This window comes from Rhodococcus sp. ARP2 (assembly GCF_001029585.1).
GTDB classification, from domain to species: Bacteria; Actinomycetota; Actinomycetes; order Mycobacteriales; family Mycobacteriaceae; genus Rhodococcus_F; species Rhodococcus_F erythropolis.
On sequence record NZ_LEKE01000049.1, the window covers coordinates 129,342 to 154,733 of the forward strand.

Genomic DNA, 25,392 nt, shown 5'->3' on the forward strand with positions numbered 1-25,392 from the left:
CTTGCGGTATGTTATCCGTAGCGGGAAGTTTACCGGATCCTCGGGAAACCGGAGAACTACGCGAAACTGGCAGGCTGAATCAATGTGTGGAGAGGTCCTTGAACAAGTCGATGGCCAACATGACAAGCGCGATATCCGCACTACACGTCCCTCATCTCACCCCGCTGGAGACCACCCCTCGACACTTCCGCCACCGCCAGACACCGACCGGGATTCGCACGATTGACACTTGGATTCCAGGCCCAGGCGATAGGGCTCTGTTCGCCTCGCTTCACCTGCCTTCGGATGGTGCCGTGCGCGGCGCCGTCGTCATATGTCCACCCCTTGCGAAGGAACACATCAGCGCTTACCGGGGACTACGCCAACTCGCCCAAGAACTTGCCGAGTACGGATTCCTCGCGCTTCGTTTCGACTATGCAGGACAGGGTGATTCATCCGGCTGCCAGGATGACCCGCTCGCAGTTGCGCAATGGCAAGCCAGCGTTGCGGCAGCCGTTGCGTACGCGCGGCGCGCGGGCATCGAGTCCGTTGCCGTCACAGGTTTGCGCGCAGGGGCACTGATCGCGGCGGCCACCGTCGATACGCTTGGCGACCTACGTGCGATGGTCTTGTGGGATCCGGTCATATCCGGTCGGTCCTACGTTCGCGAACTGACTTCGCTGTACCGCGTTTCGGTCGACGACGACCCTCACCACGACGATTGCACATCCATCGTCGGCGGCGTGCTTGATTCCGCTGCGGTGAAAGACCTTTCCGGACTCGACCTCAGCACCTTCGATCCGGGTTCCTCGACGAAGGTCCTCGCCGCGATTCGCCCTGAATTCGCTGCTTCGCCCCGCACTGTTCGGATGCTCGCGCGATCCGGCGCAGACCGCATGTTCGTCGAACGCCAGAATCAGTTCGTATCCCCCAGCAGTTTCGTACTCTCGGTGCCAACGCACGACATCAAACAGATTTCGAGTTGGGTGTCACGTCAATTCGGAGAGGACAAGACTGTCGTCGATCCAGAGATCACGTCGGCGGCGCATGTCGCGACGGCTGACGACGGCGAAGAAATCTGGGAAACCTTGGAAAGACGGTCCACCGGATCACTCTTTGCAATCTCCACCGCCTCCCGCACGACTACGAGTCACGCTGCCACTGCGGTCTTTCACAGCACCGCGAACGAACACCGGATCGGGCCGGCCAGGCTGTGGGTCGAGTCCGCTCGAACTCTCGCAGCGCACGGCATCCGCTCGGTTCGCTTCGACAGGATGGGCACAGGAGACAGCGGAACTGTCCTCACCGACGAGAACACCCCCATCGTGTCTCCGGAAGCGCGCCGCAATGTGTTGGATCTGATTGACACTCTCGACGTACCGCCGTCCCGCCGGATGCACGTCGGAATGTGTTCCGGCGCATGGATGGGTGCCTACGTGGCAAGCCAGCGCGGCGCACGGTCCGTGGTGCTTCTCAACATCGTGAATTGGTCGATCAACAATCGACGACCACCAGTGAAGAAAGCACATGTCGATGCAATGGAGTCTGACGTTGCAAACCGAATTTTCGTCGTGGCCAGAACAATTCGCAATGCCGGACGACGAGCCCAGCGGTACGTGCCTTACCCGGTGTGGCTCGGTCTCGGCTTCCTCGGACTGGTCAACGCCCCTGAGTCGATGCTTCGCACCTTGACCCGCCGCGGGACGAAGACCGCAGTGTCCCTCGCGCCTGAAGACGAAGCGTGGTTCGAGGCGAACAGAGGCAGACAAGGTGTCACGCGTCTTTCGAGCTCGAAGAATCCCCCGCACGTCTTGTTCTCAGGCTCCGGTGATCACAACCTGTTCCATCGCAGTTCTCGAGAACGCGTCGGCCGGTTGATAGTTGCCTCTGCACTCGATGCGTTCGGAGACCGAAGACTCGCCGTGTCGAAGCACGACAAGGAGGGACTCGGAGCATGATGCGCACGTCTACCCGGGACGGAATTCGAACGTCGTCCTACGTATTCGTAGTCGTTGCAGCGACAACCGCGGCGCTTCTGACCGGTTGCGCTTCCGACACAGCGCCCGCCGAACCGGCTCCGACGTCCGCACCTCTTCCCTCGATCAGCGCCGACGCCGTCGCGGCCAGAGGCAAACTCGAAAGCACGTCCGCATTCGACAACGTCGATCCACTGATAGCCGGAGTGGGCGCGACTGCCCACCAGATCACGTACCGATCAACCTCAGGCACGGACGGAAGCTCAACGATCGTCTCTGGAGTCGTCTTCGTTCCGGAAGGCGATCCACCACCCGGCGGGCGATCTGTCGTCACCGTCGGTCACGGCACAACGGGAGTGACTGCGGAGTGCGGACCTTCGATGCACCCGGATCTCCTGGGCTACGCGAGTACGATCGTCCCTTTGATGAAACTGGGATTCGTGGCAGTCATGACCGACTACCAAGGGTTGGGTCCGGCAGGCGGCATCACCCCGTACCTCGATCCCAACACCAGCGCGTTCAACCTGATCGACGGAGTTCGCGCGGCGCGAGAAATGGTCCCGGACACGTCCGGGAAATGGGCAGGACTCGGCGTGTCGATCGGTGGGCAAGCCACATGGGCGGCGGCAGAGTTGTCCGGTTTCTACGCGCCCGAATTGAACTTTGTCGGATCGGTAGCGCTGGCTCCGGCCGCAGATCTTTCCAAGCTCGCCGACTTGGCCCAGTCGCAGTGGCTGACGCATGAACAGCAGATCATGATGTCGTACGTAGTATCTGGGCTGACCGTCGCTCGACCCGGCACCGATCCAGGCAACTACCTACACGGTGCGCTGTCGAGTAACTCTGAGATGTGGTTGGCATGTGCGGGCCCGGCGTTGAAAGAACGCGGCGAACAAGCATCACGACTGAATCCCGCCGATACCCTGCCGAGCTCCGACGAGGCCGGAGCAGTCCTGCGCGACTGGCTCACATCGATCGCCCTTCCGCAGCGTCCGGCCGGAGGACCACTCCTGGTCATCAACGGCGACGCTGATCAGACGATCCGCCCACAGTGGGTGCAAGAGGCCGTCGACAATGCCTGCGCGTTCGACGATTCGGTGCAGCACATCGTCAGGGCAGGCCAAACTCACAACAATCTGGATCCGGGGTCCGAGACCGCAGTCTGGCTCCAAGCGCGCTTCAGAGGCGAGCCACCGCCGTCGGACTGCTGACTATCGTCGAAAACTCGAATCGACCAGGTACTCCATGTTCTGAACCGCAGGAGTGGATGCGACGTCGGCATGTGTCTTCGCCGAAGACACTTCCGTCCCGTTCCGAACCACGCTGACCGAGACGGCGCCGACCGCCGATGGAACCGTGCAGATGTCCATCCCTGTATCGGCCCTGCACGTGGTCGTCGTACCGCCGACCGTAACTTTCACTTCGGCACCTTCGACCAAGAAGGTCAAAACCTCGATCGTGTCGCGAACCGGGGACGACCCCGCACGCAGAATCATCGGCGATACCGAGGGTAGTGCGGGTTGCGCGGACGACAGCTGGTTCCGATAGGTGACGTACGCGATATCACGTGTAATCGCCGGTGCCGTTCCGGTCTTGAACCAGTCGACAAAATATGCGTTCAAATCGAGCAGCGCACGACCGTGCCCCTCGCTCGGTGCAAACGCCGTACCTTCGCTGTAGTCGTTCCACGAAATTAGTTGCACCCATTCGCTATCCGATTCGCGCGCAATCTGCCAAGTGTTTCGGAGATTCCCAGTGTTCTGCGCTTCGTCGAAAACCGATTGGCTGGGGCGCGCATCCTGGAACGAGACCGACTGCATCCATATCTTGCCGAGAGCGTGCGCTCGGTTCACCTGATCCAGTGGCGAGCCGATCCCGGTGTCCGTCACTGGATTGAAGGAAGGGTTACGTCCACCCCACGTCGACATTCCGTAGCTTATCGACGCGAATGAATCCATATTCGTGGTGGAGTTCAGGAAGAGTGGAACGAAGGCCACCTCGATCCCGTAGCGGGCCTTCATGATTTCGAGAAACTGCGACCACCACGCCGGGTCGTGTTTCTCGGCAAGAAACGGCGAAATCACCACCCGGTTGTCCGTCAATCGAAAAACCGACGGCGATGACGCGTACTGCGACAACTCGCCTGCCAGATTCGCGGGGTCCAATGTGCCGAGTTCGCCGTTCATATCCGGCATCAGCATTATTTCGAACGCAGGATCAACCGCAGCCGAAGCAGCGAGAAGTTCGGACGGAACGGACGAAGACCACAACGGGTTCGACGACTTCGTCAGAATGTCAACCGAGAACCCACTGATTCCTGCGTCGATTGCCTGCCGCACTTCATCTTCGAGATCTCGCTGCCTCCACTGTGCGTCAGCTGAAACGGGCCGTGGTTGCGGCCGGTCTCGAAGAAACCCTCCGAATGCGGCGTATGAACCTCGTTCACCGTTCGGATTGAGATACTGAGTGGCGTAATAGTCTTCGCCCGACGGTAGGTTGTCGATCGAAAGGGGATACGGCGGGAAGTAGTGCGCAAAGACCATTTTGCCGGTCGACTGTCCGTTGTCCGGAAGCTCGACGGCGGGATGTGATGACACCGCCGCGTCAACCCTCGCGTTTGGGTCCACCCCACCAGAGAGCCTGAGGCCGGACGCTACGAGAAGCGCTGACGACACCAGCGCAATGCCGATTGCAACTGCACGAAATTTCCTGCCCCGCGAACCTTCGATACTCACCCGTTTCCGTTTTCGAGCATCGGCGTTCACCGAATCAGCCACCCCTTCTCACACACGGCCTTACGACGCAATGTCCGGTGAGTTGACATCCCGAACCTGGAAATCGAATTCCAATTCAATTCTGCTGCACAGAATCCGAAGCTTGCGTGGGGTGACTCGACATGGAATCGGAATCGCCGCTTTCACCAGGTGATCTTACCTGCCGCTCATCGGTCGGCAACTCGTCGCTCGACCGGTTTACCTTCGGCGCGACTTTCGTCCGGAGCATCGAGCGCGGGATCGCCACCGTGGGACTGTCCAGATCACTCCGCGTGTAGCGCTCTTCGGTCTCTGCCGGCTCCCATTCGTCGAAATCGATTCGCACACCGTCGGCAATAGATTCACCGGAATCGGCCGAATCATGCTTGTCCACTTCATTCTTCCCGGTCGAGCCCATGCCCGGTTCTGTATGGACCGAATGCGCAGCGGCTCCCCGTTCGACGGGGGGCCACGCGCCGACTCGTTCATTCGATGCATCATTAACCGGAGGCTCGCTCGGCGAAGGCTTGTCGACCACGCTCACTCGGCTGCGGCCCTTGACCGAGCCACTACGTCCGGCACCCGTCAGCACAGCACCCAACAAGTTCGCGCCGGCAGCGCGCAGAGTGGCCACTGCCCCTTCCACCTCGTCCACCGACGAAATACTCTGTGTTGAAACAAGAACCACACCGTCGACGACTGAGCCGATCACAGTCGAATCGGTATAGAGCGATAAAGGTGGGCCCACGACGATCGTGTATTCGAAATTCTCGATGACCTCCAAAAGCACCTCGCGTGCTGAGACCGATGCGATGGCGTCACCGGAATCGGATCGTATCGAGCCGGCGGGCAGCAGGGTCAATGAGCGACCAGGTACCTGAACGAGCGCGTCCACGAGCGGAATTGCGCCGGCAAGAACGTCGGAAAAGCCGGCTGCCGGTTTCATCCCCAAGTATGAATCCAAGCTCGGCGACCTCAAGTCACCGTCCACCAACAGTACTCGACGTCCCGCTTCGGACAGGACAACCGCGAGATCGGCTGCGATGCACCCCGCAGGCTCCGAGTACCGAGGCGAGGCGATAAGGACCGAACGGATCGCGTCGGCACTCGGGCCGGCGAACTCGATACCTGTCCTGAGCTTGCGTATCGACTCGGCATAGGCGGTCGCGCCGTCGGCGGGGAATGTCAACGCGTGAGATCCCCGCGAAGCCGATTCCGGAACTGTCGCCAAAATCGGTACACCCGCAACGGCCGAGAGCATGGAAGCGCTTCGAACGGATCGATCGAGCCGCCCGAGGAGCACCCGGACGCCGACGCCGACGACCAGGCCACCGACGAGGCCGAACAGGGACGTCATCACGAGATTCGAACCCCCACTGGCATCTTCAGCGTTCGCCTCGGTGACCACCTGGACAGACGTATTCGGACGTCCACCACCGTTAGGGGTCTCCAACTGCCCGACATATTGTGCAAAATTCTTCGCATACGCATTGGCGATACCAGCCGATCCTTCGGCCGTCGAATCCGTGACAGAGACCTGCAAGAGCACAGTTTTCTCCACTGCTGCCGCCGAGACCTGCGAGGCCAACTCGTGTCCGCTCATTGGAAGACCCAGGTCGTCGATCACCTTGACCGCGAGATCGTCGCTCGAAAACAATTGGGCATAGGTCGCCGCTCGTTGTTGAGAAAACAGATCGCCCTGATAGGCACCGGCCGAGTCGGCGCTGATCGGCGAGCCGATGAACAGCACAGTTGTCGACGTGTACGAAGACGGACTCGAAATGGCCATGAAAGCACCGAGGATCAAGCCGAACACCGCGAAGACAGGTACTGCCCACCCCCGCCTCAGGATTCGCGCGGCAGAGCTGAGTGCATTCATGTGTTCGCCTTTCTTGGAGACCGCTGTGTGCGTGTGTCTCCGTCGCGCCGTGGCGTGTGACTTGCCACCGAGTCAGTTGTTTCGGGCCGACCGCCGGGCAACACTGCCCCTCGCTGCCCTCGGCGTGTGGTGGTCAGGAGGACCGAACCTTCGATTTTCGCACCTGCGATTTCCAGATCGTGAATCTTCGTCATCAAGTCCTGCCTGTTCGTCGAATGAGACTGAACGACAAGGATTATCGAACGACACACCTTGGCCAATCGGCTCGAGTCAGCGTACTGCGTCCCGCCGGAGTCGAAGACAACCACAACGTCGAACCTGGCACTCAGATCTCGCAACATGCGTCCGAACGACTCCGACTCGAAGACTCGCTCGGGAGTTTCGGTCGGCGAACCGCTCCGGAGGAGAGTCGGCTGCAGCGGTGTCGAGATCAGAACATCGTCGAGGACGCTGTCCGACATGACGATGTCGGTGACCCCCAACTCGATATGAGCACGCGAGGATCGGAAGTTGCAGTCGACGAGAACCACCGAATACCCCAGAGCGCAAGCAGCATCGGCGATACCGCCAGCTGCGAACCTGCTGATCTCCCCCTCGTCGGCAGCGGTCACGAGCACAGGTGATGCCGGCGTGCCTGACCCGATGAGATCTCGGTTGAACTGCAGTCTCTCGAAAGAACTTCTCGATGCCGACTGAGCACCTTCCTCGGCGGACAGTCCCCTGTCACCGAGGTACGGGATGGACTCGAGCACAGGTAGACCCGTCCAGGCCGCCAATTCGTCGACACCCTGAACTGCTCTCGACCTCGCAGCAGCCAAGATCACACCAGTCACTCCAACCATCGATCCGACGACCAACCCCAGAAGAAGGTTCGGAATCGTCTGCGGGCCAGACGGGCTCGTCGGTGCTGACGCCGTGACGACAGTCAGCGGCTGAACCGTCGGGATCAAAGTCCCACTCGGCGTCTCGAGCCGCCGGATCGTCTCGTTCATCTCATCCGAAGCCGCGTTCGTCAGTTGCAGCGCCCGATCTGCACTGTCGGCGGTCCCAGAGATTTCGAGCAACACGGTGTCGGGCACAACGCGAACCGAAATGCTCTCGACGTCACGAAGACCACTCTCGCCCAGACGACTTGCGACACGGGCCGAGAAGTCGGCACCTTCCGCCAGACGCGTGTACGTACCGGCTCGTTGCTGCGAGAACTCGTCACCTTGGAAAGGGCTCGAATCGGCATTGCCCAGAGTGGTCGGTGTTCCCCACCCTGGCGTGGTGAGAAAGAGTTCGGTCGAGGACTTGAAAGTGGTCGGCGTGAGCATTGTCAACAGAACGCCTACCAGCAGGCCGAGCACTGTCGAGATGCCGACGACAATCCACCTGTCACGAAGGACTTCGAAGAAACGGGACGGGTTCATCGGAGAATCCCACCATTGGGCGCGCCGTCGCGAATCACACCGGAGGCAGTCAGCGATTCCACCAGCTTCTGAGCAATCACTGCATTCCCCACTGCATTCGGATGTACACCGTCCTCGAATTTCAGTGATTCGAGGTCGACGTCGGCGTACCAACCGTCTGCAACGGGATCGATCACGGTCGCGGCAACCGATTCCCCGTAACTTCGCAGCGCTGACACGAATTGCTCGTATCCTTCGTACGGCACTGGTGTGACGTATGTCGGCACGATGATCACCAGACGCGCATCCGGCCATGCATCCCGGACGGCGTCGATGTACGACGTCATGACGGGAAACAAATCCATCGGACTCATGTGCAGATCGTTTCGCCCACCGTCCACGAAAATGATGTCCGCTCGATACCGCTCGATCGACACCGATAGTCGATTCGCGAATCGTGTTGTAGTTCCCTGATACTCCGGTGCGCCGTCGTTGGCGAAACCGGTGCTTCCCTGTGCATCGACATTGCAGTCCCACCCCATCCGGACGCAGATGATTCTCGGGTACGCCCCGAGCCCGATTCCGTTGATCCCCGCAGTGAAGCTGTCGCCGAACCACATCGATGCCGGCGCTGTGTCCGCCGGCAACTGAGGAACCGTGGTCGCTGCGGTGAGGGCGGACCGGCCGTTTTCGGCAGCCGAATTCTGACGCACGGCCAGCGCCGTCGCACAGACGACCAATACCACCAGCAGAACAAGACCCACGAGTTCCAGCGGGCGACGGCCAGAGATTCTCGACGAGAATCGGCTCGTCCGAGTCATCGAGTCGCCTCCCGTCGTGAGACGAAGAATGCACAGCCGATGATGACGAGGAAGTACGACATCGCTTGCAGCAGTGACCCTCTGAGAAGGATGATCAGGTAGAAGGGCAGGATGCAGGCAAGAATCGTCGGCGCCCTGGACTGGCGCAGCGACAGTTCGATTCTTCTGTCCTGAATCCCCGCGATCAGGCCCAGAGCAACCATTCCGGCTATCAACGCGATCCACCCACCGTTGACGAACAACTCGGACCACAACGGCGCAGAAAGGTTCTTGACCGTGTAGTTGCGGCTCTCCGCGAGCAGGATGCCCGTGTCCGTAGCTTTGCCGGGCCAGATGGTCCGCGGAATCCAGAAAAGAACAACTCCGAGTGCCTGCTTGCCATCGGTAACCCCGTGCGTATTCACAAAGTTTACGGTGTTGTTGACCTGTGCAAATGCGTCGTAGTCCGGAGACGTGAGCGATTCGAGTGGCGAGCTTGTCTTGAACTGTGCCGACGTGCTGTACCTGAACGCATCGGCGAGCGGAAAGACCAGAACAAGTGCCGCCACGGCAAGCAGGGCAACCACACGGAATCGAACGCGGGTCGCGAAGAGTCCGAAAAGTGCCGCCACGGCGAGTGCTGCAGTACCGAACAGATACCTCGCACTCGAGATCGGATTGAACGTCAACAACAGCACGGCTCCGAGCACGATGGCGCAGAGAAGAAACAGACGATCCGCTCCGGGATTCTGATCACGGTATTTGACCACCGCGATGAATGCGACGAGCAAGGACATCATCGCGACGGCGCCGATGATGCTGGCGACCGTGGATTGCCCCAGCGACGCACTCGCCTGCTCCACCACGGCACTTCGGCTCGACAGAAGCGTCCCTACACCGAGTTTCTTGATGTAGTACGCGTTGGCGACAAGGGCGCAACCGGCAAGAATCAAAACCCGAACGGGATCCACACGCACGCTCGTGGCGTTTCCCCATCGCGTGTCTCTGATTCGACGCCAGACCGCACCGGAGAACACTAATCCCACCAGGAAGCCGACGATCCCCAGAATGACGATCGAGACCGCCGTCGAGTTGAGGGACGGATCCACTCGCGGCGTCGTAGGAGGAATCTCTCGCAGGCGGAGCTGAGCAAGTGGTGCAAGACCCATGAAGACATAGGTGAAGACCCAGAACGACATCTCGACGAGCCGACGAAAGCCCTCGCCGACAATCCACGCGTAGCGCAATCCCGAAATCGTGGTGACGGCAAGTACCGCCATCCACACGCGCCCTGGGGGTGTCGGAGTGAACTCGACGACTGCGAAAGGCACGATGATCACCATGATCACCGCGGTCCAGATCGCAATCAGTGGTGGCATCAACGAGTCTCGCCGATTGACGTCGAATTCCGCGAACTCGTGAGGCTTTGTCCGCCCGCTGGAAATTGTTTTCACGTGGTCGTCCCGGCCAGTGCGCCTGTTCGTGTTCGGCGCAGGTCGCCGGGTTCGGAACGATCAACAGTGGACGGCACGATCGCAGGGCTTTCGCGGCCAGAGTGCTTCCGTTGGGCAGCAACCACCAGGCAGACTGCGACCAAGATGGATGAGAGCGCCAGTCCGATCGCGACTCCGACCGCGGTTCCAGTGAGGGCTGCAGCCGCACTGCAGATGACAATTGCCGTGAGACTCTGGACGATTCGCAGTTTGAGCAGTCGTCCACTGGCTCCTTGAGTGCGGTAAAGATTGTAAACGCCCGCTATCCAACAGATCGCCGCGTACTCGAGTCCGAGAAACGGCAGGACATGGCGCGCCTCGGCCCAGGACTCTCCGAGAACGACCCGGCCGAGTGCATCTGGAAGGAAGGGAGCGGCAAATCCGATCGTTGCCGCCATCGCGGATGTGAGCCACGCCGCATAGCGCAGTGTGCTCCACACCTGGCGCGCGGTGTGGCCGGCCCGAACGGATTCGGGAATGACGATCAGTGGTAGCGAACTGATCAGCACGGCGAACGGACCCAGAACGGTCACTGCTCCGCGCAAAGACGCGGCAGCCACCGTTCCGATGAAGGCTGTGGACACCGCGACGATCACGATTGCGGCCAGTTGGTCGATACCGCTCTCGAATCCGAACCGGATTCGATGGGTCCAGAACGACGTCCACCAGCGATACAGACCAGTCAGTCGCGGTAGCGTCTGTACGCGAATCATCAGGTAAACGAGTGCAAGCGCTCCGGCGAGGGACCACAGCCAGATCATCTCAGCGATCGAAAGTGCCTCTGGTCGAAGCCAAGTCACGACAAGCACACCGAACGCCACACTGGCCCACAACGCGTCGCTGAAGAACGCATGTTCCGGTTCTCCCATCGACATCGCGGTGAACCGCAAGGCATCCTGCGCGAGGACAACCGGTGCAGCGACGGCGTATGCAATCCCCACCTGCGGTTCGTGCAGGAAAACAGAGACTCCGAGGGCAACGATCCCGACTACGATTCCGAAGAAGGCCGCACCCGAGATCGCATGTCTGCTCTCCGTGCGAATCCTGTTGCGGCTGTATGCACTCATCAACAGCAGCGGTGTGCCCACTGCGCCTCGAACGAATCCGAGCGCAGCCGTGAGGATGGAGAAAACGAGGATCGCCAGACCGAACTCACTCACGGACGACGGGCCTGCCATCGCGAACAGAATCAACGCGTTGCTGACACTGGACAGCACCTGATCACCCGCGCTGAACAGCACGCGCAGTTTGAGACCCGCCACGTCTCTCACGTCCCCCCTTGCGCTCGCCGCATTCCAAGACTTCGATGTTCCGCGACCGAGATTTCAAGACCGAGATCAATTTGAAACCATCGGTCGGCTCAGTTCACTCAAAACAGTCTATAGGATTGTTTACTGCGAAGTAGCCGAGGAGTACGAAGTGCCTGCAGACGCACCGTGGGACGCTGGTTTCCGCTATCGCTCGCCGAAGTGAAATCCTGTTTCCATCGTGACGTCGGCACCCGACAGGCCAGAGGCAGTCTTCACCGCCGCCATCAGTGAAGCCTTCGCGACATGTCCACCGGAATGACTGAACGTGCAATCGGAGACGTTCCCAGTCGCCCGAATGTTGATCGACAGCGCGTTCGGGGCGTAGGTCTGCATGCCACCGGAGTACACGAGTCGGCCATCCAGCTTCGCATACGGTCGATCGGCTGGGAGACGAAAACACGACATACTGGTGGTCAGAGGCTGTTCCACAATCTCGTCACCTTCGCCTGACCCACCGCTGGATCCGTGCCTGTAGTCAGCTGCGCGCGCAACCACCTCGCCTACTGATCGACGGATCAGCGCCTCACCCGACCGAATTCGCGACGACAGTTCACGCGCTACGTCCGCAGGGTCATCGACCGACCAATCGGCCCGAAATGGTATGTGACTGAACGCATTCCCATCGGTGAGCCCGAGAACCGGGGAATACGAGCGAAGGTCCGCCACCACGTGATGACTCTCGTGAGCCCCACGTCGCAACGCGGCGAGTAGTGCGCAGTAGAAGTAGACCGACGGCAATTTGCGATCAGTACTGCCCTCGAGCCGGGCGAAATACCACCACGCGCGCGAATCCAATGCATCAATGCCCGACTCGTCCGGGCGAGCAACAGGACGCGGAACCTCCTTCCGCATAGCGACAATCTGCCGTATCGCGCCGAAAGATGCTTTGGGACGAGCGACGGACATCCGAAGTCCGCCCTCGACGATCCTGCGCGCAGTCAACGGCCGCCGGTCCTGACGATCGGGCGCATAGTCAGGACTCAACCCACTCAATGCCAGAAAGAGTCGTTCCGACTTCGGCATGAACACGGTCTCGTCACCGAATCGGTGCGAGTAGATCAGTCCGAGCATTCCGGCACTTACGACCAACACGATTGTCGACGGGTCGACGAGGCGACTGTTGTGGAAGAAACTCACGAAGACCTTGTTGAATTCGTCGACATCGACGGTGTCGAACTCGTCGGGGAGATCGCCTGCCACGTCGTCGAGCACCAGATGCTCGGGTTCGATTTCGGATTCATCGACTCGGCGCACCAGCACGACGCGCACACGGATGTCGTCCGCGGGATCGAAAACATTGCTGATCCACACCGAAATCGCGTCGTCGACTACTGACGGTACAACTGTCGCAAACGCCTGCTGAGTATTGCAGCAGTAGATGTTCCCCCACGGATCAGACCTCATCATTTCCCCTCTGCCGCTGAATACACACAAACCGCAAGACGGTCAAAGTGCGATCGAACATTCACGCAGACCATTGCATGAGCACAGAATTGCACATGGTGCGAGAGCGCAGAATCCGGACCCGCCCGGACGCACACCACCCACCTCGACGCAACTATCACCAGAATCACATCCATCCAGTTATTTTTCGGCTAAATCAGTCGTCCAGACGGTTGCATGTCGGAATCCACCAGAGCGATTCGCCCATTTTGTCGAGTCCATCCAGCTGACCAGGTTGATAAACCGCCCTACTGGCGCTTAAATAGCTTGAATAAAACCGTTTGACTGTTTAACGCGCATTTTCCAAACCGGAGGTTCGTCATCAGTACACAGACCGACCAGATGCACGAGCACCCTGTCGACGATTCGGCGATTCCCGAGTTACCGACAAGTGCCACTGTCGGCTCGCTGAACATCACAATCCTCGGCATCAACTACGCGCCGGAAACCACGGGGATAGCTCCGTACATGACGGACCTTGCCGAATCGCTCGGTGAGCGCGGACACGAGGTGCACGTTGTCACCGGGTACCCGCACTATCCGGCATGGGAAATCGACGCTTCGTATCAGGGACGGTCGATAGACGAGGTCGTGAACGGCGTTCATGTTCACCGACGCCGCCACTTCGTGCCGAACCCACCGAACGCATTGGGACGAATCAAAATGGAGCTGAGTTTCGGCGCACGTGCCGCCAGCTCCGGGTGGAACACACCTGATGTGATCGTGTGTACCAGTCCGGCATTGCTGGCCACTGCGATGGTCCTCGGACGTGCTCGGCTGACGCCCAAACGTCCGGCCATCGGGGTCTGGGTCCACGACTTGTACGGACAAGGCGTCGTAGAGACCGGCGCGATGACAGGCCGCAGTGCCCGCGCAACGTCGAAGCTCGAGGCGGCTGTCGTGAAGTCCGCCGACGGAATCGCCGTCGTCCATGACCGTTTCGTCGACCACGTCGTCAACGAACTTCACGTCCCACGCGAACGAGTCACCGTCGTTCGGAACTGGACGCATGTGGCACCGATCGATGTGGACGATCTCACCGCCGCACGCACCAGATTCGGGTGGTCGCCCGACGAAACCATAGTTCTGCACACCGGAAACATGGGCGTGAAGCAAGGTTTGGAGAATGTGGTGGAGGCGGCTCGACTCGCCGACGAGCAGAATCTGCCCATCCGATTCGTTCTGGTCGGCGACGGCAATCAGCGACCGAACCTCGAAGCCGCGGCAGTGGGAGTCAATCGAATCGACTTCGTCCGTCCACTCGACGACCAGGACTTCCGTACTGCCATGGCCGCCGCTGACGTTCTACTGGTCAACGAGGCACCCGGAATCGTCGGGATGGCAGTGCCGAGCAAGTTGACGTCGTACTTCAGCAGCGGTACCCCGATCGTCGCCGCGACCGACGTGGCATCCACGACTGCTGACGAGATCCGTGCTTCCGGTGCCGGCGTCGTCACGCAGAACGGCGATCCCGCCGGCCTGCTCACCGCGGCCCTACAACTCGCGGGCGACGCGGAGACCTCCGCCAGACTTGGCGCCGCCGGGGTCCGGTACTGCGCTACCGCGGTCGGTAAAACCGCGTCCATCGACAAATGCGAACAGTGGATCCGCGACCTGGTGGCCGGCCGGAGTCAGCACGCGAGCCACTCGGAACAACACGTCACACATCTCGACGCACATCTCGACTCGGATCCGAAGACGACGAACACAGACAAGGCAGCTGACGCTCGATGACCAAACGCGCACTCATCACAGGGATCACCGGACAGGACGGTTCCTATCTGGCAGAACTGTTGTTGGCCAAAGGTTATGAAGTACATGGATTGATCAGACGCGCATCAACTTTCAACACGTCACGCATCGATCACCTCTATCAGGACCCTCACGAACAGGGCGCACGGCTGTTCTTGCACTACGGTGACCTGTCCGACGGCGCACGACTCGTCACGCTCTTGTCGAAGATCGCACCAGACGAGGTGTACAACCTCGCTGCGCAGTCGCACGTGCGGGTCAGCTTCGACGAGCCCGAACACACCGGCAACACAACCGGAATCGGGTCTATTCGTTTGCTCGAAGCAGTCCGCATGACGGGATTGCAGTGTCGCTTCTACCAGGCTTCGAGTTCGGAAATGTTCGGAGCCAGTCCGCCTCCACAGAACGAGGACACTCCGTTCTATCCTCGGTCGCCGTACGGTGCCGCAAAGGTGTACTCGTATTGGGTCACCAGGAACTATCGCGAGGCCTACGGAATTCACGCAGTGAACGGGATCCTCTTCAATCACGAGTCACCCCGCCGCGGTGAAACATTCGTCACGAGAAAGATCACGCGTGCAGTCGCACGGATCCAGGCCGGGATCGAAGATTCGCTGTACCTGGGCAATTTGGACGCGGTAAGGGACTGGGGCTACGCACCCGAGTACGTCGAGGGTATGTGGCGGATGCTTCAAGTCGACGAACCAGATGACTACGTGTTGGCCACTGGAGGAAACTTCACGGTCCAGGATTTTGTCGTGGCCTCATTCGAACACGTTGGTCTCGACTGGCAGAAGTACGTCAAATTCGATCCTCGTTACCTTCGCCCGACAGAGGTGGACGCTCTGGTCGGCGACGCAGGCAAAGCCGAGGACAAATTGGGCTGGAAAGCGACAGTACAGACCCCAGAATTGGCTCGAATCATGATGGACGCCGACATCGCAGCAATGGCACATGCCGGCACACCGTGGATCGACACGCCACATCTCCCTGATTGGAAGATCTCGCTCTCATGATCACGACGAAATCGATTGCACCTCTTGATCGCAGCGCCCCGACATACATCGCCGGACACAAGGGGCTAGTGGGATCCGCGCTGTGGCGCAAGCTCGAGCAGAGTGGCTTCACCGACCTGATCGGCCGCACATCTGCCGAACTCGATCTGCGAAACCGCGCAGACGTGTTCGCCTTCTTCGAAGCCACCACACCGTCGTGCGTTGTCTTGGCTGCCGCGAAGGTCGGGGGAATCGTCGCGAACAACACATATCCGGTCGACTTCATCTCCGACAACCTCCAGATCCAGACCAACGTGCTCGACGCAGCACTGCGGCACGGCGTGCGTCGATTGCTGTTCCTCGGGTCCTCGTGCATCTACCCGCGCCTGGCATCACAGCCGATCACCGAAGATCAATTACTGAACGGCCATCTCGAACCGACCAACGACGCATATGCGATCGCCAAGATTGCGGGAATCATCCAGGTCCAGGCCGTTCGCAGGCAGTTCGGGTTGCCCTGGATCTCGGCGATGCCGACAAGCCTGTACGGACCCGGCGACAACTTCTCGGAGAATGTTTCGCACGTACTTCCTGCGATGATCCGCCGTCTCGACCAAGCCAAGAAGGATGGAGTTGAATCCGTCACGAACTGGGGTTCTGGGAGCCCACGTCGAGAATTCCTCCACGTGGACGACTTGGCCGACGCACTCCTTCACCTACTCGACACCTTCGACGAGTCCGGACACATCAACGTCGGTACCGGTCACGACGAAACCATCAAAGATCTCGCAAACATTGTGGCCGAAGCAGTCGGATACGAAGGCCGAATGGACTGGGACACAAGCAAGCCCGATGGTGCACCGCGCAAACTACTCGACGTGTCCACACTGATGGCCACCGGTTGGCAACCACAGATCTCAACCCGCGAGGGCATCGAGTCGACCGTTGCCTGGTATCGCGAACACGTACGGGACTCGTCTGCAGCGGTCCGACTGTGAGCACAATCCGCACTCTGTCCGGATTCACCGGTGCCGGATACGACAAGGGACGCGGTCCGCTGGTTCAAATCTCCTGGCTCGTGATTTCCGGTGTACTGCTTTCTCATTGGTGGTGCCCCAACGGGATACGCGTTGCAGTTCTCCGGCGGTTCGGTGCAGACATCGCCGACGGGGTCCTGATTCGGCACCGCGTCCGTATCCACTGGCCGTGGAAGCTCACGGTCGGAGCAGACTCGTGGATCGGCGAGGGAACCTGGATACTCAATCTCGAACCCGTCACGATAGGGGCGAACACGGCTATCTCGCAGGATGTCCTCCTGTGTACGGGCAGTCATGATCACCGAAGTCCCACATTCGAGTTCGACAATGCCCCCATCGTCATCGGCGACCAGGCATGGATCGCCGCCCGCGCGACGATACTCCGAGGTGTAACGATCGGAGACAACGCAATCGTCGGCGCGACGGCTTTGGTGACGTCCGATGTTTCCGCCGGAACCACGATGTTGGCGCCACGGGCCGGCGCTGCACGATGAAGATACTGCAGATCGTCACTCTCTTCTCACCGGACGCCGCTTACGGAGGGCCTATCAGGGTCGCCCTCAATCAGTCGAAAGCATTGCAGGACAATGGCCATGACGTAACTATTGTCGCAGGTGAGCGTGGGTACGCGGTGCCCCCGACACGCGAGCAGGGTATCGCTCTGAAATTGTTTCCGGCGCGAACCGTGATCCCCAAGATCGGGTACGCGGGAATCGGCGCGCCGTCGATGCTTGTGTGGCTTCGCAAGCACATCCGAGAATTCGACGTCGTGCACATTCATCTCGCGCGCGACCTGGTGACCCTTCCTGCCGCCAAGTTGGCTCTGGCATACGGCATTCCAGTTTTCGCACAGACTCACGGGATGATCGACGAAACAGACAAGCTGCTGGCAAGACCGTTGGACGCTGCTCTCACGATCCCGGTCCTCAAACGCGCACGGACAGTGTTCTATCTCACCGAACGAGAACATGCAGACCTGCAGTCCGTTGTCGGAGACGGTCGCCTCAACTTGGTGGAACTCAACAACGGGATTCCGGAGGCGGAAGACCTCGAGTCGCCGCCTGTGGACAGATGCGACCCGCCCGAGGTCCTGTACCTCGCACGATTACAGGCAAGAAAGCGACCCCAGGTCTTCGTCGAAGCCGCAAAAGAGTTGTTGGACAGCGGACACACGGCGCACTTTTCGATAGTCGGACCGGATGAGGGCGAAGCAGAAGCCGTCAACCGACTGATCGACCGCTCCGGGCACAGCAGTGTCATCCGGTACGAAGGCCCACTTCCGTTCGACAAGTCTGCCGCACGATTTCGTCAAGCCGCGGTATACGTCTTGCCCTCCGTGAACGAGCCGTTCCCAATGTCCGTACTCGAAGCGATGGCCGCTGGACTGCCCGTAGTCGTCACCGACACGTGTGGCCTCGCACCACTGATTCGCGACGGTCGCTGTGGCCTCGTGATCGACAACGCCACCGAGTCACTGACTGCGGCGATCTCGTCGCTCTTGAAGGATCCCGTCGTCGCAGCAGAGATGGGCGCCCGCGCGCGAAAGGTTGCTCGCGAACGACTAGGAATGCCTGCCGTTCGTGCGGTGCTCGAAACCCAGTACGGGCTCTGAGCGGCTCCCACATCTGCACTACAGGAAGTAATTGTGAAATCCACTCGCCCCAAGGTCCGTCGACGCATACTCGTTCTCAGCGGGATTGTCGGCGGACTTACTGCAATCACTGCCGCCGGCTGGCCGGTCTACGTCGATCCGGTGATCGACACACCCGAAATGGCCGACGCGATAGTTGTTCTCGGCGGTGATCACGACGGCAGAGAAGAGTACGGACTGTCCTTGGCCGAGCAGGGCTACGCGCCCCAGATCATCTTTTCGAATCCGTATCGAAGCAATGATCCGAAGATCAACGCGATATGCGAGGGAACCTACGACTTCGAGGTCAGCTGTTTCAAGCCAGATCCGTCGACCACGCGTGGTGAAGGACAGGAGATTCGGCGTCGCGCAGAGGCACAGGGATGGAAGCGCGTCATCGTTGTGACCTTCGTTCCCCATGTCTCTCGCAGTCGCTACATCATCAATCGTTGTTGGGACGGTGACATCGACGTAGTCGCGGACCCCCGACCACTTCCGGTCTGGGTCTGGGCCGCGAACTACGTGTGGCAAACCGCCGGGTATGTTCGCGCCCAGTTCCAGGAATGCTGACTGCCTCTGGCCGGTCAGTACGCTCCGTCACTCCTGAGCACTGCGGATACGGTCTTGGTGATGATCAAGATATTCTGCGCCGCAGACCAATTCTCCACATACGACGAGTCGAGACGAACAGATTCCTCCCAGGAGAGATCACTGCGACCACTTACCTGCCAGAGACCGGTGATGCCAGGCTTGACCAGCAGGCGCCGGGCAACCTCGTCGTCGTACATCTCGACCTCGCGCCGCAACGGCGGCCGCGGACCGACAACGCTCATCTCGCCGCGAATGACGTTGAAGAACTGTGGTAGCTCGTCGATGCTCAATCGACGAAGGATCTTGCCGACGGACGTGATTCGTGGATCCTCCCGCATCTTGAACAACACGCCTCCCGCGCCTTCGTTGTCCCCCATCAGATCGACAACCTGCTGATCGGCGCCTTCCACCATGGTACGAAACTTCAACATAGGGAACGGTTTCCCGTTGATGCCGATGCGTTCTGCCTTGTAGAACACCGGGCCTTTCGACGTGAACTTGACCGCAGCGGCGGCGGCGACCATGACCGGCGCCACGAGGAGGATCATCAGCATCGAGAACACCGCGTCGAAAACAGCGGGCGCAAGCCGGTTGGCGCCCTGGTAGCGCGGTCGCGCAACGTGAATCAACGGGAGCCCTGCCGCCGGGCGAAACATCAAGCGAGCCTTCGACACGTCAGCTACGACCGGTGAAACCACCATGTCGACGCCCTCGGCTTCGAGGTCCCACATCAGCTTCCTTATGCCCACCTGCCCGAGGTCTTCGGTTCCGGTGACGATGACGGTGTCTGCGCCGCTTGCGCGCATCGCCTCGACCACCTCGAACTCGTTGCCCAATACCGGGACCGCTGCGCCGTCGACGACGATGTGATCGTCCAGCGCGGTCGCCCGACGCGGAATACACGCTCCCACAACGTCGTAGCCTGCCGAGGAGTCCCGCACGAAGGCTCGCGTAGTAGCAACGACGGACGCGTGTCCACCGACCAACAGCACCGAGTTGCGGCAATCCCCGCTCGCACGCTTCTTTCGAATGTCGCGTCGCCAGAGGTAGCGCCCGAGAAGCAGCGCAGCGAGCCCGACAGGCAGTGCGATCATGAGATAGCTACGCGCGATTCCTACGCCGAGAATGATCCCGGCCAATGCGCCCACTCCGAAGACTTGGCCGGTAGCGAGCAGCACCTTCTCGTACTCGTCGCTGCCCTCGCCCAGCATCGACTGATGACGGCTGCGTCCGCGTGCGAGCGCGATCATCCACAGGCCTCCCAGCGCTGCAGACGCAATCACCTTGAGTGGTGTCAGCCACTCGATCGGATGCGGCCACATGCTGCCGATCTGTGCGAGCGCGATCACGAACAGAACCGTGATCGAATCGCTCACGGCAATCCGCTTCCGGTATGCCCGACGCCAGTCGGTGCCGACATGAGCGGAATCCTGCAATGATGCCGACCGGCTCTCCACCTCAGCATGAACGCTCATTTGCCATCAGTCCTTCTAGTCATTCGAATGACTTCAGCGGGTCGAACGGATTCAGCGGATCGCTGATCGGTAGCCACTGCGAGCCTCCAGGTACGGCAACACCCCGCCGGTTGCCGTACCTCGCTGCTCGCAGTGCAGAAACGAACCGTCATCGGACCCCCCTACATAACCGCCGATCAAAGGCCACTTCGTGCGACAAAACGACCCAGTGTTGCTCATTTCGTACGTAAACATACCTTAGGTTTGTTTCAACTGCACTCACCGAGTCCAGGCTATTTCCCGGTTGCCAGATGATTACCGGGCAATTACGTCAAAGTGGGCTAATCCTCCATGTTTTGGAAACGTCTTCCCTCACGAATCCGAATGTCGGCGATCAACATGTCCAGGGCGCCCAGGAGTGCAGTGTCGGCGCGTCGGCACTGTTCGATCGAAGCTTCCAGATCAGCTTCATCGGCGCTTTCGATCACACCGGCTTTGGCGGCCCTGCTCAGTACTTTTTCGGCGAGGAGCAACGGCGGTTGCGACCGAGCGATGCCGTCCATGGACGACGCGCGCGCCTTCTCGGCAGCCTTCAAAGCGTCCCACGCCCGCTCCTGCTCAGCGATGTCGACCACTCCGGAACTGACCAGGTGCGGGCTGCGGTGCACAAGTTTCGCGATCAATGCGCCGGCCACGTCGTCCAATTCGAAAACGTCGTGAGATTGAGCGATCCGCGAGTGGAACAACACCTGGAGCAACAGATCGCCGAGTTCCTCACGGAGATCGCTCTCGTCGTCGCTTCGAATCGCGTCTAGTACCTCATAGGTCTCCTCGACGAGGTAAACCGAGAGGCTCTCGTGCGTCTGGGTCGACTCCCAACCGCCGCGATTCCACAACCGGTCCATGATCGACGCCGCTTCCACCAGTCGATCGCCGTGAATGGGTTCGGCGCGAATCATCTTTACCCCAGCGGCAGACAACGCCTCGATCTTCGGCTCGGCGGTGTCCATCATCACAGTCACCGCGGCGCCGGGCGTCGTGGCCGGCAGTGCGCCGCGTACTGAGTCGGGAACGTCCGGGTCGATATCGATCGCGCCGGACAGGAACGGGAGCGCCTCCAGCGGAAAGACATGCGGCCGCAAAGGATCGAGCAGTACGACGACGGGCGATTCGTTCACCGTGTGCTCACGCCTCGACCAGGACGGCACCGGCGGCGCGCCCGTCTATCGCCAGGATGAAGTCCGCGATGTACTGAAGTAGTTCGACGTCCCGCAGGCGATCCGAGCCGACTCCGCCGGTGCGAGGCAGCGGGAGTTGCACGAGCCCGGTCGTTGCCCGGTACTGCGCGCTCGGATAGATCCTCTTGAGCCTGATCTGCTTGGAATCGGGCAGTGACATCGGCGAGATCTTGAGCTGAGTTCCGGTGACGGCGACTTCCTCCAGTTGGTACTCGCGGCAGAGCAGTCGAAGCTTGGCCACCGAGATCAGCCGTCGAACCTCTTCGGGCAGTGGGCCGTAGCGATCGACCAGTTCTTCGACTACGGCAGCGATGCCGTCGGAATCAGTTGCCGCAGCGAGCTTGCGGTACCCCTCCAACCTGAGCCTGTCACTGGTGACGTAGTCGGGCGGGATGTGCGCGTCCACCGGTAGGTCGATCCGGACTTCCTTCGTGCCCTCGTCCATGGTGATCGGTTTGCCGTCGGCTGCAGCCCGGAAGGCTTCGACCGCCTCACCGACCAGCCTGACATACAGATCGAACCCGACCCCTGCGACGTGGCCGGACTGCTCTGCGCCCAGAACGTTTCCGGCTCCACGGATTTCGAGGTCCTTCATCGCGACTGCCATACCAGCGCCGAGGTCCGAATTCTGCGAAATCGTTGCCAGTCGATCGTATGCCGTTTCCGTCAACGGCTTTTCGGCCGGGTACAGGAAGTATGCGTATCCACGTTCACGACTACGCCCGACGCGTCCGCGAAGCTGATGCAACTGCGAGAGGCCAAGCGAGTCCGCACGTTCGACGATCAGTGTGTTCGCGTTCGAGATGTCCAGACCGGTTTCGATGATCGTGGTACAGACCAACACGTCGAAGTCGCGTTCCCAGAAGCCCTGCACGGTGTTTTCGAGAGTGTCCTCGTTCATCTGACCGTGCGCGACGACGACGCGAGCCTCCGGGACGAGTTCACGGATCTTCTTGGCTGCCTTGTCGATCGAGCTGACACGGTTGTGTACGTAGAAGACCTGACCGTCGCGCAGAAGTTCACGCCGGATGGCCGCGGCAACCTGCTTGTCCGCATACGCGCCGACGTAAGTGAGGATCGGATGACGTTCTTCCGGCGGTGTGAGGATCGTGGACATCTCACGGATCCCGGCCATGCTCATCTCGAGAGTACGAGGAATCGGGGTAGCCGACATCGTCAGGACGTCGACGTGGGTGCGTAGTGCCTTGATATGTTCCTTGTGCTCGACTCCGAATCGCTGTTCCTCGTCGACGATCACAAGCCCGAGGTCCTTCCAGCGAATACCGGTCTGCAGCAACCGGTGAGTACCGACGACGATGTCGATCTCGCCTTCGGCCATGCCGGCGATGATTTCCTTCGAGTCTTTGGCGTCGGTGAAACGGGACAGCCCTCGCACCTTCACCGGGAACGACGCCATTCGTTCGGTGAATGTCTGAAGATGTTGCTGTGCAAGCAGAGTCGTCGGGACCAGTACCGCCACCTGCTTGCCGTCCTGGACTGCCTTGAACGCGGCACGAACGGCGATCTCCGTCTTGCCGTACCCGACGTCACCGATCACCACCCGGTCCATCGGAACCGGCTTCTCCATGTCGGCCTTGACCTCACTGATGACGGTCAACTGGTCGATGGTCTCGGTGAAGGCGAACGCGTCTTCGAGTTCCTTCTGCCACGGCGTGTCCGGGCCGAACGCATGCCCCGGGGCCGCCTGACGCGCAGCGTAGAGCTGAACCAACTCACCCGCGATCTCACGAACCGCCTTGCGGGCCTTACGCTTGGTGTTCGCCCAGTCGGATCCGCCGAGCTTGCTCAGCGCAGGCAACTCTCCACCGACGTACCGGGAGAGTTGATCGAGCGATTCCATCGGGACGAACAGACGATCACCCGGGTGACCACGCTTGCTCGGCGCATACTCGATGACCAAGTATTCACGACGCGCCCCGCCGATGGTGCGTTCGACCATCTCGACGAACCGGCCGATACCGTGCTGATCGTGCACGACCATGTCCCCTGCAGACAGCGCGAGGGGATCGACCTGATTGCGGCGCTTGGCCGGCAAGCGCTTTCCGTCGCCGACCGCTGCAACGCGGTTGCCCGTCAGATCGGACTCGGTGACGATCACCATCCCCGGCGTCGAGTCGTCGCCGGCGAGTACCAGTCCGTCGTGCAGAGACCCGCGAAGCACCGCGACCTGTCCGCGGGCAGGGGTCGCTCCGCCTTCGAGCATCTTTGCGGGCACTTCGGCTTCACCGAGTCGCTCGACGACTCGGCTTGCTGTGCCGGCGCCTGCCACCACGATCGCCGCGCGACCGCCCGTGCTCACGTGTGCCCGGAGGCTGACGAACAGCTCGGCCAACAGGTCGTCGGAACCACGTACCTGCGGTGCCGCCTGAACCGGGATTTCAAGTTCTTCACCATTTCCCGACGCCAGCGGGCTGACCGTCCACCACGGACGGCCGGCAGCTTCGGCAGATTCGCGAACATGACGAAGCGACCGGTATGCGGAGGCACCGAGATCGACTCCCCCGCCGTTGAGGATCGACGTGTCGAGCGGTGCAGCGCCGCCGATCGACGCCGCCGTCCACGACGCTTCCAAGAATTCCTGGCCGGTGCGCACCAGATCGGTGGCGCGGGTGCGCACCTTCTCCGGATCGCACAGAAGGATGTGCGCCCCTACCGGAAGGACATCGGAAAGTAGTTGCAGTTCACCGGGTTTGAGAACCGGGAGCAGAGCTTCCATCCCCTCGACGGGGATGCCTGCCGAGATCTTGTCCAGCATCTCGACCAACGAAGCGTCAGCCTGATTCTCAGCAGCGAGTGCCGCAGCTCGATCGCGAACATCAGCTGTCAGAATCAGCTCACGACACGGCGGCGCGATCACGGAATCGACGTCGACGTCCGGTAGCGAACGCTGATCGGCGACAGAGAAGTACCGAAGCTCCGATACCTCGTCACCCCAGAATTCGATACGTACCGGATGATCCGCCGTCGGCGAGAACAGGTCGAGAATGCCGCCGCGGACCGCGAACTCACCACGCTTTCCCACCATGTCGACACGGCTGTACGCCATCTCCACCAGACGAACCAGAACAGAATCGAAATCGATCTCGGTGCCGACGCGCAACGTGATCGGCTCGATCTCGCCAAGACCCGGCGCCATCGGCTGAACGAGAGAGCGCACCGTGGTCACGATCACCCGAAGAGGCGAGCCGTACGAGGCGTCGTCTGGTCTGGCGAGTCGGCGCAGTACCTCCACCCGTCGCCCGACGGTGTCCGCGCTCGGCGACAGTCGCTCGTGCGGCAATGTTTCCCACGACGGGAACTGCGCGACGCCTCCACCGAGCATCTCGGTGAGTTCTGACGTCAGATCGTCGGCTTCGCGACCGGTGGCCGTCACCAGCAGCACCGGAGTGCGCGCGGCAAGTGCAGCGGCGATGAATGGTCGAGCCGGCTTCGGCGCCACGATGTCCAGGGCAGGCGCACCGATCGAGTCGATCACTGGAGTGAACGCGGCGTCTGCGAGGGCGACCTCGACGAGTCCAGCGAGCGCAGTCTGGGCAGAGGACAAGGAAGTCAACGAACGCGCTCCTGAACAGTGATGACGGGTTGCGGACGCACAGCCCGAGCGCAAGATCTCCACCGAGGCAGAGTTGTGCGCCGGTTCGATTCTATCG

General features: G+C 60.6%; 18 protein-coding genes. 8 read left to right on the plus strand and 10 right to left on the minus strand.

All coding sequences use genetic code 11. The features are described from left to right. The first annotated feature begins 293 nt into the window (after window positions 1-293). Both ABX74_RS12040 and ABX74_RS12045 read left to right on the plus strand, forming a co-directional pair. Complete coding sequence (locus ABX74_RS12040) at window positions 294-1,937, plus strand: serine aminopeptidase domain-containing protein (RefSeq protein WP_053062021.1); 1,644 nt, start codon at window positions 294-296, stop codon at window positions 1,935-1,937. Then, window positions 1,934-3,166, plus strand: a complete 1,233-nt coding sequence (locus tag ABX74_RS12045; protein ID WP_053062022.1) for a lipase family protein — start codon at window positions 1,934-1,936, stop codon at window positions 3,164-3,166. Before ABX74_RS12040 ends, ABX74_RS12045 begins: the two co-directional genes overlap by 4 nt. Here ABX74_RS12045 and ABX74_RS12050 read toward each other — a convergent pair whose 3' ends face one another. From ABX74_RS12050 to ABX74_RS12080, 7 genes are all read right to left on the minus strand, one after another. Beyond that, entirely contained in the window at window positions 3,167-4,552 is a 1,386-nt protein-coding gene (locus ABX74_RS12050; RefSeq protein ID WP_223257897.1) for a glycoside hydrolase family 71 protein, read from the minus strand. 253 nt (window positions 4,553-4,805) lie between these two features. Continuing rightward, window positions 4,806-6,587: a polysaccharide biosynthesis tyrosine autokinase gene (locus ABX74_RS12055; RefSeq protein ID WP_047888895.1), complete on the minus strand. Its 1,782-nt coding sequence runs from the start codon at window positions 6,585-6,587 to the stop codon at window positions 4,806-4,808. Further along, window positions 6,584-7,999, minus strand: coding sequence for a hypothetical protein (locus ABX74_RS12060; RefSeq protein WP_047888896.1), 1,416 nt, complete (start codon window positions 7,997-7,999; stop codon window positions 6,584-6,586). The genes ABX74_RS12055 and ABX74_RS12060 overlap by 4 nt, the downstream gene beginning before the upstream one ends. Further along, a complete protein-coding gene (locus ABX74_RS12065) occupies window positions 7,996-8,799 on the minus strand; it encodes an SGNH/GDSL hydrolase family protein (RefSeq protein ID WP_047888897.1) in 804 nt (267 codons plus the stop codon). The genes ABX74_RS12060 and ABX74_RS12065 overlap by 4 nt, the downstream gene beginning before the upstream one ends. Next, window positions 8,796-10,232: an oligosaccharide repeat unit polymerase gene (locus ABX74_RS12070; protein ID WP_047888898.1), complete on the minus strand. Its 1,437-nt coding sequence runs from the start codon at window positions 10,230-10,232 to the stop codon at window positions 8,796-8,798. The genes ABX74_RS12065 and ABX74_RS12070 overlap by 4 nt, the downstream gene beginning before the upstream one ends. Further along, window positions 10,229-11,542 carry a hypothetical protein gene (locus ABX74_RS12075; protein ID WP_047888899.1) on the minus strand — a complete coding sequence of 438 codons (1,314 nt, stop codon included), beginning with the start codon at window positions 11,540-11,542 and terminating at the stop codon, window positions 10,229-10,231. The genes ABX74_RS12070 and ABX74_RS12075 overlap by 4 nt, the downstream gene beginning before the upstream one ends. 183 nt (window positions 11,543-11,725) lie before the next feature. Beyond that, window positions 11,726-12,988 (minus strand): hypothetical protein, encoded by a 1,263-nt coding sequence (locus ABX74_RS12080; protein WP_144419581.1) that lies wholly within the window; start codon window positions 12,986-12,988, stop codon window positions 11,726-11,728. Between the two features lie 378 nt (window positions 12,989-13,366). Between ABX74_RS12080 and ABX74_RS12085 the strand changes: the two genes are divergently transcribed. From ABX74_RS12085 to ABX74_RS12110, 6 genes are read left to right on the plus strand one after another with little or no spacing between them, the layout of a single operon-like run. After that, entirely contained in the window at window positions 13,367-14,758 is a 1,392-nt protein-coding gene (locus tag ABX74_RS12085; RefSeq protein ID WP_223257898.1) for a glycosyltransferase family 4 protein, read from the plus strand. Beyond that, a complete protein-coding gene (gene gmd, locus ABX74_RS12090) occupies window positions 14,755-15,792 on the plus strand; it encodes a GDP-mannose 4,6-dehydratase (protein ID WP_047888901.1) in 1,038 nt (345 codons plus the stop codon). Before ABX74_RS12085 ends, gmd begins: the two co-directional genes overlap by 4 nt. Continuing rightward, window positions 15,789-16,769 (plus strand): GDP-L-fucose synthase family protein, encoded by a 981-nt coding sequence (locus ABX74_RS12095; protein ID WP_047888932.1) that lies wholly within the window; start codon window positions 15,789-15,791, stop codon window positions 16,767-16,769. Before gmd ends, ABX74_RS12095 begins: the two co-directional genes overlap by 4 nt. After that, window positions 16,766-17,302 (plus strand): DapH/DapD/GlmU-related protein, encoded by a 537-nt coding sequence (locus ABX74_RS12100; RefSeq protein ID WP_029255881.1) that lies wholly within the window; start codon window positions 16,766-16,768, stop codon window positions 17,300-17,302. The genes ABX74_RS12095 and ABX74_RS12100 overlap by 4 nt, the downstream gene beginning before the upstream one ends. Next, window positions 17,299-18,420: a glycosyltransferase gene (locus tag ABX74_RS12105; RefSeq protein WP_047888902.1), complete on the plus strand. Its 1,122-nt coding sequence runs from the start codon at window positions 17,299-17,301 to the stop codon at window positions 18,418-18,420. Before ABX74_RS12100 ends, ABX74_RS12105 begins: the two co-directional genes overlap by 4 nt. A gap of 33 nt (window positions 18,421-18,453) precedes the next feature. Then, on the plus strand, window positions 18,454-19,008 hold the full coding sequence (locus ABX74_RS12110; protein WP_029255883.1) for a YdcF family protein: 555 nt from the start codon (window positions 18,454-18,456) through the stop codon (window positions 19,006-19,008). Window positions 19,009-19,022: 14 nt separating this feature from the next. Here the strand turns inward: ABX74_RS12110 and ABX74_RS12115 are convergent, their stop codons facing one another. The 3 genes from ABX74_RS12115 to mfd all read right to left on the minus strand — a co-directional run bounded on the left by ABX74_RS12115 (window position 19,023) and on the right by mfd (window position 25,295). Further along, a complete protein-coding gene (locus ABX74_RS12115; protein WP_047888903.1) occupies window positions 19,023-20,504 on the minus strand; it encodes a sugar transferase in 1,482 nt (493 codons plus the stop codon). A 320-nt stretch (window positions 20,505-20,824) separates the two neighbouring features. Continuing rightward, the gene (locus ABX74_RS12120) at window positions 20,825-21,661 is read right to left on the minus strand and encodes a MazG family protein (protein ID WP_047888904.1); all 837 of its coding nucleotides are present in this window, start codon (window positions 21,659-21,661) and stop codon (window positions 20,825-20,827) included. 7 nt (window positions 21,662-21,668) lie between these two features. After that, complete coding sequence (gene mfd, locus ABX74_RS12125; protein WP_047888933.1) at window positions 21,669-25,295, minus strand: transcription-repair coupling factor; 3,627 nt, start codon at window positions 25,293-25,295, stop codon at window positions 21,669-21,671. Window positions 25,296-25,392 lie beyond the last annotated feature (97 nt).